Source organism: Bradyrhizobium barranii subsp. apii (assembly GCF_011516635.5).
GTDB lineage: Bacteria > Pseudomonadota > Alphaproteobacteria > Rhizobiales > Xanthobacteraceae > Bradyrhizobium > Bradyrhizobium barranii.
In genome coordinates, this window is the sequence record NZ_CP096255.1 from 1,534,297 (window position 1) to 1,547,796 (window position 13,500).

Genomic DNA, 13,500 nt, shown 5'->3' on the forward strand with positions numbered 1-13,500 from the left:
CGCCGCCACAATCGGTCCGTTACCGGTTCGGCTCCGAGTCAACACGCGTAATGAGCAAAACCGTAAGCGTCAGCCCGCTTTGATTGGCGAGTTTCTTGTAGGCCATCTGCGATCTCCTTCGTCTGGGATGTCCCCGCACTGCGCGACCGGGGCCGTAGGATACCTAAGCTGGTTGAGTTAGCCGCCTGCCAAACCTTGTAGGTTCCCTAACGCAACCTGTGAGATTGGCTTACGGCAAGGACGAGTTACTCGATCCGTCATGGATCACGCACGAGGATATATCCGCGAGAAGGTAATCGCCGGTTGGCTCTATCGAATGCTTGGGCGGGGCGGGCAAGTGCTTCGGCCGAGCGGATCTACGCGCACTGGGCGTTCAACATCTACGACTATGACGATAAAGGTACGCTCGAGATCGGGTTCGTGCCGTGCCCGCTGCATTTGCCGGAAGAGAGGCTCATCGCTGGCGACGCGTCGGTCCGTATCCTGATGGACCGCGTCGAAGCCCATCGACCGTGAGGTCGGCATGCCAATTGGTTGGTTCTTCTTGATAATTCATGGTCATCAGGCTAAGCGAGAGGTTGGCCAAGCGATCGCCAAGGGGCTGCGTAATCTTTGACAGTCACTTCGGAGGAAGGCTCCTTGCTGGTCGATGCATGGATCTGGATCTTCCTCGAGGCCTTCTGCGATTCCAGGCCTGAGAGTGGCAAGCGGGAGCTGCGCCGCCGCTCCGCCATTCTTCCGATTTCGCGTCTGCTCTCCTGACGGCCCAATCGAGCGGTGCAAAGGTCGTCGCTTTGCCCGATTCGGGGGCAGACTTCGCCAATGCCCTGAAGCGGGCTGAGGAGTTCGGGCTCACGCAGAAGCAGCAGCTAGCTCCGCTGGGATTGATGATCAATCAGACGCACAGCATCGGCCTGCAGCCGCTGCAGAATGTACGTCTGACCACCACGTTTTACCGGGATAGGACGGACGAGACGCGCGCCTTCGCGAAGCGCTACGAGGCAGCATTCGATGGGCGGATCCCGAACGAGGCGCACGCGAGCACCTACAGTGCAGTTATGCACTATCTCAAGGCGATTGCCGCGGCGCAGACGGACGAAAGGCGAGGCGGTGGTGCGACAGATGAAGAACACCCCGGCTAATGATTTCGAGATGAAGAATGTTAGGATCCGCGCCGACGGTCAGGTGATGCGACCGCTCTATGCCGCGCGCATAAAGGCGTCGAACGAGTCAAAATATCCTGATGACTACTACGAGATCACGCGGACCATTCCGGCCGAAGATGCTTGGCGCCCGGCCGCGGACAGCGCCTGCAATCTCCTGAAGACGCAGTAAGTCGGACGGGCGGGCCAGCCCGATCTGTCTCGATCGGGCTACAGACAGTCAATCCGCCAACAACAATAGTTCTGCCCGACAACAGGGCGCTGGATAGACAACGTGTTCATCGAACGCCTGTGGCGCGCTAAAATATGAGGACATCTCAAGGGTTATTCGGATGGCCATGAGGCTGTAGATATGACGCTTCTCGCAAGCGAGACGCTTGGACAACGCTGCGCGTTGCCTACATCCCCAGGGCCACAACAGCAGCAAGCAAGAGTAGCGTAAGGCTATTGAGAAGAACGAACGGCAGCGGCTCCACTTAAGAAACCGGACCCAGCGGTCCTCAGTGTAGGGTCCATTTCAGTTATCCGAGCTAACCGGGCGAGCGGCGTAAGCGCGGCCGCTGATCCGCTGCAAACTACCGTTTCTCATAGGCTTTGCAGGTCACCGAATGTGGTCGAATGGGTATGGCGGAACGCACCATCGCCGGAGACCACCGATGTATTTCCACCTCTGTCAGGACGACAAGCGAGAGTGGTGTTGGTCGCTGCACGGCGGGAATCACCATAAGATTGCCAGCTCCGGTGAAGGCTACCATCGCAAGACCTGATGCTGTCCCTGCCCTTGGACTAGTCCAAGGGACGAACGAACGGTAAAGGACTGAAGACTGCGAATTGACCATCGTCGGAGACTTACGATGCATTTCGAATTATACCGAGACGAGCACCAGGAATGGCGTTCGAAGCTTCACGCGCGGAATGGTCTCTATATCGTCACCTCCGGCGAAAGCTACCACAAAAAGGATGATGCTATTCGCGCCATCAGGCTCGTCCAAGCCACGACTGACGAAACTCCGATCCGTATATCCACTACCTAGCGTCGGTAGCGTTGATAGGGAAATCGACACATGTAACCGTAACTCATCGGCGATCATCAATGCTGCCGATCAAAATCAGGAGAGACGCCTATGCCGATCCATATTAGCTACGCTGAGAAAGAGCTAACCAACGAACGGCGCGCGTCGCAGCCGGCGAACGCCGCGCTAGCTCAAGCAACCCAATACTCGCTGTTGCTCAAGAATCGATCCGCTCAGCCCTGGATATTTTTCGTTTATCAGAGGTTGCCGCGCCTGCACGCGGGATATCTTCTCCTTGGCTTGGTTCTGCTCCCCCTATCAGATCCAAGTCGGCGATCAGATCAGGTTCACGTGGGAAATCGACTAAGTGCGGGGTCAATGTTCAGCGTCGATTCACAATCGAGGTCTCCGGCCTCGACCTCCCCGGCCTGCTCTACCAGCTGACCACCGCGACCTCGAAGCTCAACCTCAACATCGCCTCGGCGCATGTCGCGACCTTCGGCGAGCGCGCCCGCGACGTGTTCTATATCACCGACCTGCTCGGCGCCCAGATCACCGCGCCGACCCGGCAGGCCGCGATCAAGAGCGCGCTGCTGCATCTGTTGTCGACCGAGGACCAGGCGGCGAAGCCGGCGGCCTGACGCGTCGCCTCTCTCCACTCGTCATTCCCCGATGCGCAATTGCGCATCGGGGAATGACGACGGATGGGACTGCTGCAGGCCCACCTCATTCATGCCGCTCTAGCCGAACAGCCGCATCAGCAGGGCCTTGCCAACCGGCGCTGCGCGGACACTGCGGAAGGCGCGGACATATTCGCCGGCATAGAATGCGCGCACGACATTGATCCGCGTCGCAACCGCGTCCTCGAAACGGACGCCGAAGCCATCGCGGGTGCGGCGGACCACGAGCGCGGCCACGTTCTGTCCGTAGACATTGCACTTGATCGAGGCGCCGATTGCGGGAGGGGCGGGATCGATGAAGCGCGCGCCCGAGATCGAAATGTCGACCATCCGGACCAGCCGCGGCTCCGTACCATCGTGAATCAGGATCGGCTCGTCACGCTCGAAGCGCTCGGCCTTGCGACGCCGCGGCTGCTCGATGCAAATGAAGCACACGATCGCGAGCGCGACGCAATTATAGAGGCTCCAGGCCAGCGCCAGCCCGCCATAGGCGATGCTGTCGCCGCGCAGATGCAGGATGAATGCGTAGGCGATCGCCAGCAGCGTGATGAGCAAGGCGCTGCCATAGAGCCGCAGCAGCGGCCACTCGATGAAGCGGCGATTGCGGTCGCCGCCCTTGGCCGTCACCTTGAACTTGTGGCCTTGCGGCTTGGCGAGGCCGGTCACGACCGCCTTCAAGACCGCGGGGGCTGCGATGTATTGCGACACGTCGGTCATGATCGCGAGCGAGCGACCGCGCGAGATCCAGGCCATGGTGAAGGCGTGCCAGACATAGAACGGCATGAAGTACTTCAGAAGCTCGAACAGATCGGCGTGAACCGCCTTGATGCCGAACAGCAGATAGAGCCACGGCACGACGAGGCCGAAAACCTTGGTGCCATAGACCGCCGCCCAGCTCATGAAGGCGTCGACCAGCGACAGCCGGTCCATGAAGGCGAGCTTCGATTGCCGCGAGAACGGCCCGCTGCGACCCCTGAAGATCTGCATGAAGCCGAGACACCAGCGCCCGCGCTGCGTGATGTATTCCTTCAATCCCTCCGGCGCGAGGCCGATGGTCAGGCGCTCGTTGAGATAGACCGTGCGCAATCCCCTTTCCTTCAGGCGCAGCGTGACGAGATAATCCTCTGTGACTGAATCGGTCGGAAAGCCGCCGATCTGCATCAGGCCGGAAAAGCGGATCAGCGATGAGGTGCCGCAGCAAAATGCCGTGCCCCAGGCATCCTTGGCCGGCATCAGGATGTCGAAGAAGAAACGCTGTTCGTCGGGCCAGACGTCGGTTGCGGCGAGATTGGTCTGGATCGGATCCGGATTGATGAAGTGCTGCGGCGTCTGCACGACGCCGACGGTGCCGTCCTGCATTAGGCTCATCGCCCGCGTCAGGAAGTCCGGCATCGGGACAAAATCCGCATCGAGGATCGAGACGAACTCCGGCCGGTCCGGCAGCCCGGAAACGTGCTGGAGCGCATGATTGATGTTGCCGGCCTTGGCATGGCGGTTGTCCGGACGGGTCAGATAGTTGCAGCCGAGCTCCTGGGCGAGCCGGCGCAGCCAGAGCCGCCGTCCGTCGTCGAGCACCCAGACGCGATAATTTGGATAGTTCAGCCCAGTGGCGCCGATGATGGTGCGCTCGAGGATCGCCTTCTCTTCATTGTAGGTGCAGATGAAGACGTCGACGCGCGGCGCATCCGTCAATGCCCTGGATTGACGCAGGATGGCATTGACCGCGGGCGAACGGTCGATGGTCCGGCTGAGGAACAGCAACGACAGGCACACCGCGATCATCGAGGCCGCCTCGGCCGCCACGAAGGGATAGCCGACCACCGCGTCGGCGGTGAGCCCCAACGGCGGCAAGGTCTGGGTCACCCGCCAGACGAAGTAGTGCAACAGCAGCAGGAACGATATGCCGGTCATCATGACGCGCCCCAGCGTCTGCTCGCGCCGGAGCATCGGCAGGATCGCAAGACAGGCGCCGAAGGCGACCAGCCCGGGCGCGAATGCCGCCATCATGGCTTTGCCGCGTCCGTGTTGAAGACCACCCGCCCGGTGCGGCCGACTGCGCATTCCTTGCCCGTGGTATCGAGCTCCGGCATCGAGACCGTCACCCGGTACGGTTCCTTGTTCAGCGCATCCGGATTGATCGCAAGGTTCGCGGGCGCCCCCGATGCACCGGTGAGGTTGACGATCTCACCCTTGATCGAAGCGCTGCCGTCGTTCGGCTCAAAGCTCGCCTGCTCACCAAGCCTGAGGCGGTTATAGACGCCTTCGGTGACATTGGCGGTGACCACCGCACCGTTGCAATCAAGCAGCTTGAGCAGGGGCTGCCCGGCCCTGACGTCCTCGCCTGGCGACGTCATCATCTCCCAGATGCGCCCGGCGACCGGCCCCTTGATGTCGGCTTCGGCCCGGTTGATGTAGTGCAATTGCTCCGAGGCAATCTCGTGGGTAAGCCAGTCGATCTCCGCATCGGAATGCACCAGATCGGCGCGCAGATCGCTGACGCGCTGGCGCATCTCCTCTTCGCGTTGCACGGAACTCGGCCGGTCATTGTAGCTGTCGCCAAGATAGGTGCCGTTCCTTGCCGCGGTGAGTTCGACCTTGGCGGCGTCGAGCCGGCGCTGCGCGCCTATCTCGGTCTGATGGGCGATCGCCTGCTCGCGCGTCAGCCGGGCCATTTCGACCGTCGAGACGCTGCCCGATTTGATCAGCGACGAGGCGCGTTCAACCGCCGCCGTCGCTTCTTCCCGTCGCGCGGCCGCGGCCTCGATCGCGGTCTGGATTTCGGCGATGCGCGCCTCGAGCTGGAGGATGCGGCCGTCGCGGAACTGGGCCGCCTGGCGCGCGAGGTCCTGTTGCGACGTCTCGGCGGCCGCAAGCTTTGCGGCGAGGCTCGGGCGCTCATTCTCCATCCGGGACATCTGCCGCCGGAGATCGTCGAGCCGCACCCGATCGCCGCGCGCGTTGACGACATGAAGGATCGTATCGCCTTCGTGGACCACACTGAGCTGCGTGGAGATCTGCGGCTTCGCACTCACGGTGCCGTCGATCGGCGAGCGCAGGGTTACGATCCTGGCATTGACCACGGCCTCCACGCTCGAGGTCTGCAACACGGCTTTCAGCGGCAGCCATCCGAAGATCGCGACGAGGGCGAGGCCAATGCCGACCTTGAGCAGGCGTCGAACCCACCGGCCCGAGCCTGCAGGCGCTTCGGGATGGGGGGGGGCTATCATTGACAGGCTCGCTGACCGGCTCGTCGTCCGCCGGACGCAAGCGGTCCTGCAAGTCGCGCTGCAATCCCCGCGCGCCCGCTTCCTCGTCCTTGATGACGGGAATATCGCCTTCGGGAAGCGGCTTCTGCGGCTGTGCCTGATCCATGATGACCGGACCTGAACTGTCAGTGCGCGCGGGGTTCAGAAACCATAATCCTGAACGGCCAATGTGCTTTTGGGGTGCCCCTTAGACATAGGCGCACCGTCCCACCGAACGGGGCCGTTATACGCTGGCCCATTGATGGCCACTGATGCTATCTTAGGTTTCTGAGGCCCAAGCCGAGGGTTGCAAACAACCTAGACGTTTGCAACAGTTAGTTTCTACTTAGGGTGCGGCGAAACCGCGCGCTCTCGTAAAGCGGTTGCAAGGCTCGACGCTGACGGAAGCCCCTGTGAATCGGCGTGGAATCCGGACGCCGATCGGCGTCCCAAGTGCTTGATTGACTTCGCGCGTGCGGAGTCACACCTGTGAGCGTGCCGCGCTCGATGCCACTAGCAGCGGCCGTTCTCGATTACGTCAAAGCACACTGGATGGGCACCTGCCGTTCCTGGACGCGCAGTGGTCGTGCGTAGTCCTGCGCGCCGGGCTCATCCGCAAAGTGCTGCCATTCGGCCAGTGCCGAGGGGGCGTCTCCCAGCCAGTGCGCGGCAGCCTCATACAGAGATTGCTGCGCAAGCTGAGGTGGCGCTTCAGCCGCCGCCAGATTAGCGAGGACGTCGTCCGGCAGCGGGTTATCCCCGAACTCGAGGTTCTCCAAATGCGGGTAGCTAAAACTCGATAAAAGACCCTCAGGTAGGCTGGTCAGCCGGTTACCGCTGAGATTGAGCGATTGGAGCGTGCTCGGAAGAGGGGCGGGGAGGTTGGCCAATTGATTGCTGCTGACATCGAGTTCAATGAGCCCCGATGGGAGGGAGTCGGGGAGGTCGGTCAGCTGATTGCCACTAACCGCGAGCGAGGTGAGCCTGCTCGGGAGAGCGTCCGGCAGGCTAGTTAGTCGGTTGTCGCTTGCGTTCAGGATCTCGAGCCGAGCCGGAAGGTTGGCTGGCAGACTGGTCAAGCTGTTATCGGCCACCTCCAGCCGAGAGAGGGTCGCCGGAAGAGCGTCCGGCAAACTGATCAACCGGTTATGGCTAATGAGAAGATGCTGAAGACCGGGTGGGAAGCTAGCGGGCAGGCTGCTTAGCTCGTTGTGCCTGGCGCGCAGTTCAAGCAATCTTGGCGGCAGGGCGGCAGGGCGGCGGGCAAAGCGGTCAGGGAGAGGGAGGACAAATCCAGCAAGTGCGAGCCCGCGTTGTCCGAAACCCAGTTGTCCAGGATCTGCGCGCGCGCGGAGGCCGGGGTCCGATATCCCGGAGGACCGTCAACGTGGCAGCGTTCTGCCCTTAGCAGGCCTACCTGTCGATCAGCTGACGAGTGTCGCTGCAGAACCCCGGGTCGCTCGGTTGCCAGCGGTGACAGAAGTAAGCCCAGTTTGAGGTTGAACCGGTCAATCCTCTCAACCTTCGAGGAGGGAGCGCTCTTTTTTGAGGTCGCGCGCGTGCTATCTACGTAGCCCAGTCGGCCGCAAAAAGCCGTCACGCGGTTTCGAATTCAAGACATCGGAGGCTCCCGACCGCCGTGAAGCGGTCGTGATTTGCCGACCATACTCGCCCAGCAGCGGCTGGAGATGCTGTCCGCGAGTGAGTGCCCCGACGGGGCACTCATAAGCGCGGCAGGAGCTTTGGTTGGCCCTACGGGGCAAACGTCGCCGAGGTTCCCTGCTTATCGATGCAAGTTGTCCCTATCTTCGGGCCACCGATTGGACCAACCTGATATTCGCCAAGCACGTTGATTGCAGCAGCATGGCTTAGAGTCTGTCCGGAAAGATTACCTTGGACTGCATAGCTTTCGCAGCATGAGTCGGATGGAGGCCAGCTTGAGAAAGGCGAGCGCCCTGTGATTGAAGCATTCCCAATCTTTGGACAGTCTTCGGCATCGCCCGAGCCAGGCAAAGGTACGCTCGACGATCCAGCGTTTGGGCAAGACGACGAAACGGTGAGCCTGATCGGAGCGTTTGACGATTTCGAGGTTCACGCGCTTCAGAGCGCTACGCAGCCCCTTCTGGAAATGTGGCCCTTGATATCCGCCGTCGGCGTAGAGCTTCAGAAGAAAGGGATAGAGGCCGAACAACGTTGCCATCAGGAGCACGCCGCCGTCGCGATCCTGGATGTCCGCCGCATGCACGATGGCGTGCATCAAGAGGCCTTGCGTGTCGACGAGAATGTGCCGCTTCTTGCCCTTGATCTTCTTGCCCGCGTCGTAGCCATGGAGATCATGAGGCCCCCTTTTTCAGCGCTTTTCACGCTCTGGCTATCGATGATGGCGGCGGTGGGAGAAGCCTCGCGCTCGGCCCTTTCGCGACATTCGACATAGAGGGCGTGATGAATTTTATCGAGCGTGCCGTTCCAGCTCCACAGATCGAAGTAGCCATACAGCGTCGAGCGCGGCGGCAGGTCCTTGGGGATCGCGCGCCACTGGCAACCTGTGCTCAGGATGTACATCAGCCCGTTGGCAATCTCGCGCAGGTCCACCGTACGCTTGTTGCCGCCGCGCTTGGCCGGCGGGATGCGAGGCGCGATCAGCGCCCACTCCTCGTCGGTCAAGTCGCTCGGATAGCGCAGGCGGCTGCGGTCGTAGCGTGCACGGTTCTCGGTAGTCCACATTGGCGGCGCGTCCCCATCGAATCAGGCCGCTCACCTTGAATCACAACCGATTCATTCGACTCAACATGTTTTGGAACAGACACTTAGAGTCTGCACCAGGATGGGAGGATTGAAATTGCCGTCAGCAACATAGCCGGTGGAGATAGTTGCAGTCCCAGCTTCGTTCAGCACCTCGGCATTTGTCGCGGTTGTACCTTCGACAAGCCTTCCGCGTCCATCAGCGGCGCGTACGACGGCAAAAGGCTTGATTGTCCACGTACCGTCAGCGTTGTATACGACGCTGAAGCTTGAATAGCCCGGCGTCGCATCGCAAACGGCGGCAGTGGCCGAAGATGCCGTGAAGTTCATCACCGTACCAGCGGTGTAATTGCCGGTCTGGACATAGAAGATGCGAATGGGCTGACAATCCAGATTGGTATTCGGCTGGGCTGTCACGAAATTGGATAATGTGACGCCACCGGTAAGAGTCTGCAGGGCCGATCCTGCATTGTAGTTCTCCAGGGTAGGGTTGTAGACCGGCGTTATAATCCGGAAAGAGCCGGCTTGCGGTCCGGACGTGGAAACCGGCGACGAGAGCCCGAGCGATGGAGTTACGGTCATCGTCGTCGTATTCTTGGTTGGTGTTCCGCCGGCCGCCGGCGTTACGTTGATCGCCTGCGTGGCCGAAAGTTGACCTGAGGGTTTACCGACCGTTGGGGGGTAACCTGCTGTTGAACACCTGCGTAATCCTGCAGAATTAGTGAAAAGGTCAGGATCGCGCCGGATGTCGCATAGGGTAGGAGCGCTTGAGAATACAGACTATTCGTATACACCTCAGGCCCGCCCGTGTAGATAGCCGGCTGCTGGAAGAAGAAGAAGTTCTGAAGCGAGGGGCTGTTGTTTTGCACGTTGATTGTGATTGTCGTAGCCATGACGTTCCTCTCAATTCCGATGTGTTAAGTTTCTGAGACCGGCCATCAAGCATGTGAGCAGGGATCGTGGGGATGTCCCGGGTTCTGTTGAATTTCTGAAGAGGTCGGCGTTGCCCACCTTGAGCCGGTAGGCTCGGGGTGCTGATTCCACAAAGGAGAGCAACGCCATGACGAGAGATATCACACCGGCTGGTTGGCCGGCGACCGGGGCTGTGGAGAAATCATTTGCGGAAGTGCGAGCGAGCTTCGATCGGTTCTGCCTTGCGGCAGGAATCGAGGCGCTCGGCACGATGATGGAGGCGGATGTGACAGCGGCCTGCGGGCCGCGCCACGGTCGTGATGCGGCGCGGCGGGCGCACCGTTGGGGCCGAACGCGGGGGCGGATCGGTTTCCACGGCGGCAAGATCGAGGTCGATCGCCCGCGGGTCCGGGGCATGGACGGCCGCGAGGTCACGATCCCGAGCTGGGAAACGGCGGCGCAGGAGGACTGGCTCGGTCGCTGGGCGATGAACCTGATGCTGATCAATGTGTCGACGCGCCGGTTCGGCCGCGCCGTCCGGCTGCCCGAGGGTGACGTGCCGGCACCGCCCGGATCGGGGATTTCGAAGTCGGCGGCCTCGCGGAGGTTCGTGGCTCTGTCGGCGGCGCGGCTGGCCGACTTCATGGCTGCCGATCTGTCCGCGCTCGACCTTCTGGTGGTCCAAATCGACGGGCTGCATCTCGACGACGATCTCGTGCTGGTGGCCGCGATCGGGGTTGACGGCGAAGGCAACAAGCATCCGCTGGCGCTGGTGGAAGGGGCGACCGAGAATGCAGCAACGGTTCAGGCCCTGCTGGACAACCTGGTCTCGCGCGGGCTCGACCCGACGGTGCCAAGACTGTTCATCGCCGACGGCGCGAAGGCGTTGTCGAAGGCGATCCGCCGCACCTTCGGTTCGGCCGCTGCGATCCAGCGCTGCCAGATCCACAAGGCGCGCAACATCATGGAACGCCTGCCGAAAGAGCATCATGCGGCCACCCGCCGGGTGCTGCGCCAGGCCTGGGAGCTCGATGACGCCGACAAGGCTGAAAAATTGATCCGCAATCTCGCGCGTCGACTCGACCAGCAATGGCCCGGCGTTGCGGCCAGTATCCTCGAAGGCCTCGACGAAATCCTGACTGTCGTCCGGTTGAAGTTGCCGAAGGAGCTTCGCCGATCGCTCGCCTGTACCAATATCGCCGAGAACATGATGGGCACCATTCGCCGCGTCACGCGCAACGTTAAACGCTGGCGGGATGCCGGTATGGCCTTGCGATGGGTCGCGGCCGGTATGATCGAGGCCAACAAGGGCTTCCGACGATTGAAGGCGCATAAGCAATTGTCGGTTCTGCGTGCGGCCCTTCAAGCTCACCACGATCGCATGACAATCAAGTCCGTTGCCCACGTCACGAGGGCTGCGTAATATTCATTCCGGCAACGTCGACCCGACGTAGTTCAACAGCGATCGGGACATCCCCGGGATCGTCCTCACACCCTGGCTCTGAGTTGGCTCATCTGAGCTTCAGCCCGCAATTGTGAGGCCGAAATGGTCGCACGAATCGGGTCCCTGCGCTTGATCAGCAAGCGGTGTGCCATTGCGGATACTGAGATGCTGTATTTGAAGAGAAGGGAAAGCATGTGCTTAGCCCTACGCTGCCGAAGCGCGTGCTCCGCCAAGTTGGACTTGTGCCATCAAGGTATTAGATCGGACAGGGTAGATTGCGACATGGTCCAAGCGCCAAGGGCGCGCGCCCATCGGAATTGGCGTGCGCATACCGGTCGAGAAGTCTAGCTGAGAAGGTCGTTGTGCCGATCAACTCGACGTGCTCGAGATCGAAGCAAATCCTCGGGCGCGACGGCCTTGCTACTTCACTGCCAGAATCATTACTCAGGTGATGCGGCCGTTAATGTCGGTTCGGCTCATCAATTTCATGTCGTTAAAGAAGAGGGAGGTCTGTTGACCATCTGCCATTGGATAACAACGCCAAAACGGCCCACGCTCCTTACGACGCCAAGGCCCGCCTCGGCAGTCCCTAGCCCTCAAACATAGTCGCCCCGCTTCAATTGCCTTGCCTCGTCTCCCGTCATAAGGCATTGACCGCAGAAGTATTGGGTAAAAAAGCACCGGCTAAAGCTGTTGGATGGGCGGACGTCCTCGCCCCGCATCGCCGATCTTCCCGCATCGCGTCTGCTCACGAACTATGCTGCCCTGGGAATGGAAGCTCCTGCGCAAAGCCGACAAACCCGCCGATCAGCAGGCGGCCTGACCTTCACGCAACAAGCCATCATAGAGCTCGACGCTCTCACGTGCATGTGCCAATCTGGCGGCCTTCGTCGTATGCGTACTCTTGATGTGAGCGGCGTAGAATTTCTCAATCATCATGGTCAAGCGCTGGCTGCCCGGACTGTGGGCTTTGAAGGCGCGCGCGATTGCATGTATGCGATCGATCGCAAGGCATTTGAATGGCAAATCACGTCGCTGCTGGACGGCGAAGAATACGATTTGCCCAAGCCGCGAAACGGACGTGCCATAACGGCTGTCGCCTATCCGGCATGTCCGCCTCACTAGGTCTATGGTTCGAATTACCGTTTTTCGCAGGATTGAAGGGCCCGGCTTTGGTCTAGGTCGAGACGGATGCGCGCCACAATCGGATACAGCGGTCCATCGACCCTTTCGCGTGCGCGCCGGGTCTTCTTTGCGTTCGCTCTCTCAAAGGCGCCGTCGGGCTCCTCCTGCCCCGGGCGGCTTGGCCGCCGACGCGGACACTGTTCCGCATCAACATCCCGAACTGCCGTCCGATCACCCGCATGTACGTGGAGAAGCATCCGGACATGCGCACGCTTATCTGATCGATGACCTGCACCACCGATGGCCTTAGCCAGACCACAGATTAGCCTTGTACGCCAGAAGGCCAAGCGCGACCGTCATCATACGGAGCGGCCCTTTTCCAACTTAACCTCTGGCCCCAAAATCGGGGTCCATTTCAGATGCCCAATGCGGTACCTGCACCAGAGATTTAGTTGCGGCTGTTCTACGCCAGCGCTTGGCCGGCCTTCCAATCCATGACGCCCGGCACAAGCCTTAACTATAGATGAACTGGTTTCTCTCAGCGGGCCCGGCCGGCCCTGCCCCCTGAGGTATGCTAGCGCTCCATCTCGCCCATAAGGATTTCATCTGATGCGTATCGTGGATTGGAAATGAGAGTCCGCATTTCCGCATTCTTGTCCTCGTCCGTAAACCGGAATCCCTTCTTGTAGAAAAATTCTGAAGCTCCCTCATCTTGAGAGAGAAGGGATAGCGTGGAAAGTCCCGCGGACTCCCTAATGTGATCGGCGACTTCGATCATAGCCGTCCCGACCCCCTTGTACCTCGACCGGCCAACATTCTCTATGGTAAGAATTCGCAAACTGTCGCGCACCGGCGCCACGGTCATAGTCCCCACCTTATTGTGTTGACTGGCATCAGAAAACAAAGAAAGATTTTGGACGTTGCCAAAATTGCTACTTGCTCTGTGTAGCCTGACTGACTCACCTGTCCTCTTCTCAACAGCAAAAGAGGTCGGCCCTTCAGCAGCTAAAGCGGCCGTAAAAGCAGTCATATCTGCGCCAGAAGTGCCGGCCAACGCATCGCGCTGCTGGTCCACACTTTGCCCGTAGGCATTGTTGTAATTGGTTCTCATCGCAACGAGTTGTTATGTAGACAAGCTGACAAAAAGCTGACAAGTCGATATTTCTTGCCAATGCG

At 60.4% G+C, this 13,500-nt stretch carries 10 protein-coding genes and 3 pseudogenes; 7 read left to right on the forward strand and 6 right to left on the reverse strand.

All coding sequences use genetic code 11. The features are described 5' to 3' along the window. The first annotated feature begins 303 nt into the window (after nt 1-303). From HAP41_RS07280 to HAP41_RS07295, 5 genes and pseudogenes are all read left to right on the forward strand, one after another. The gene (locus HAP41_RS07280; RefSeq protein ID WP_166051786.1) at nt 304-516 is read left to right on the forward strand and encodes a hypothetical protein; all 213 of its coding nucleotides are present in this window, start codon (nt 304-306) and stop codon (nt 514-516) included. Nucleotides 517-794: 278 nt separating this feature from the next. Next, a complete protein-coding gene (locus HAP41_RS07285; RefSeq protein WP_414643265.1) occupies nt 795-1,142 on the forward strand; it encodes an ABC transporter substrate-binding protein in 348 nt (115 codons plus the stop codon). Further along, entirely contained in the window at nt 1,123-1,335 is a 213-nt protein-coding gene (locus HAP41_RS07290) for a hypothetical protein (RefSeq protein ID WP_224580929.1), read from the forward strand. The genes HAP41_RS07285 and HAP41_RS07290 overlap by 20 nt, the downstream gene beginning before the upstream one ends. A 682-nt stretch (nt 1,336-2,017) precedes the next feature. Continuing rightward, nucleotides 2,018-2,197 carry a YegP family protein gene (locus tag HAP41_RS50695; RefSeq protein ID WP_166103976.1) on the forward strand — a complete coding sequence of 60 codons (180 nt, stop codon included), beginning with the start codon at nt 2,018-2,020 and terminating at the stop codon, nt 2,195-2,197. Between the two features lie 377 nt (nt 2,198-2,574). Continuing rightward, nucleotides 2,575-2,817 (forward strand): annotated as a pseudogene (locus HAP41_RS07295) (hypothetical protein); the annotation flags it as partial. A 99-nt stretch (nt 2,818-2,916) separates the two neighbouring features. Here the strand turns inward: HAP41_RS07295 and HAP41_RS07300 are convergent. From HAP41_RS07300 to HAP41_RS07320, 5 genes and pseudogenes are all read right to left on the reverse strand, one after another. Then, entirely contained in the window at nt 2,917-4,863 is a 1,947-nt protein-coding gene (locus HAP41_RS07300; RefSeq protein WP_166103973.1) for a glycosyltransferase, read from the reverse strand. Further along, nucleotides 4,860-6,083 carry an HlyD family secretion protein gene (locus tag HAP41_RS50305; RefSeq protein WP_321576672.1) on the reverse strand — a complete coding sequence of 408 codons (1,224 nt, stop codon included), beginning with the start codon at nt 6,081-6,083 and terminating at the stop codon, nt 4,860-4,862. Before HAP41_RS50305 ends, HAP41_RS07300 begins: the two co-directional genes overlap by 4 nt. A 602-nt stretch (nt 6,084-6,685) precedes the next feature. After that, nucleotides 6,686-7,473, reverse strand: a pseudogene (locus HAP41_RS07310) (E3 ubiquitin--protein ligase); the annotation flags it as partial. 516 nt (nt 7,474-7,989) lie between these two features. Beyond that, nucleotides 7,990-8,825 (reverse strand): annotated as a pseudogene (locus HAP41_RS07315) (IS5 family transposase). 60 nt (nt 8,826-8,885) lie between these two features. Then, complete coding sequence (locus tag HAP41_RS07320; protein WP_224580927.1) at nt 8,886-9,425, reverse strand: hypothetical protein; 540 nt, start codon at nt 9,423-9,425, stop codon at nt 8,886-8,888. 478 nt (nt 9,426-9,903) lie between these two features. Here HAP41_RS07320 and HAP41_RS07325 point away from each other — a divergent pair, with 478 nt between their 5' ends. Both HAP41_RS07325 and HAP41_RS07330 read left to right on the forward strand, forming a co-directional pair. Then, nucleotides 9,904-11,178, forward strand: coding sequence for an IS256 family transposase (locus HAP41_RS07325; RefSeq protein WP_166064748.1), 1,275 nt, complete (start codon nt 9,904-9,906; stop codon nt 11,176-11,178). A 714-nt stretch (nt 11,179-11,892) separates the two neighbouring features. After that, nucleotides 11,893-12,324: a hypothetical protein gene (locus HAP41_RS07330; RefSeq protein WP_166103970.1), complete on the forward strand. Its 432-nt coding sequence runs from the start codon at nt 11,893-11,895 to the stop codon at nt 12,322-12,324. A gap of 574 nt (nt 12,325-12,898) precedes the next feature. On the opposite strand, the gene HAP41_RS07335 is transcribed toward HAP41_RS07330, so the two are convergent. Continuing rightward, on the reverse strand, nt 12,899-13,435 hold the full coding sequence (locus HAP41_RS07335) for a GNAT family N-acetyltransferase (protein WP_166103967.1): 537 nt from the start codon (nt 13,433-13,435) through the stop codon (nt 12,899-12,901). Nucleotides 13,436-13,500 lie beyond the last annotated feature (65 nt).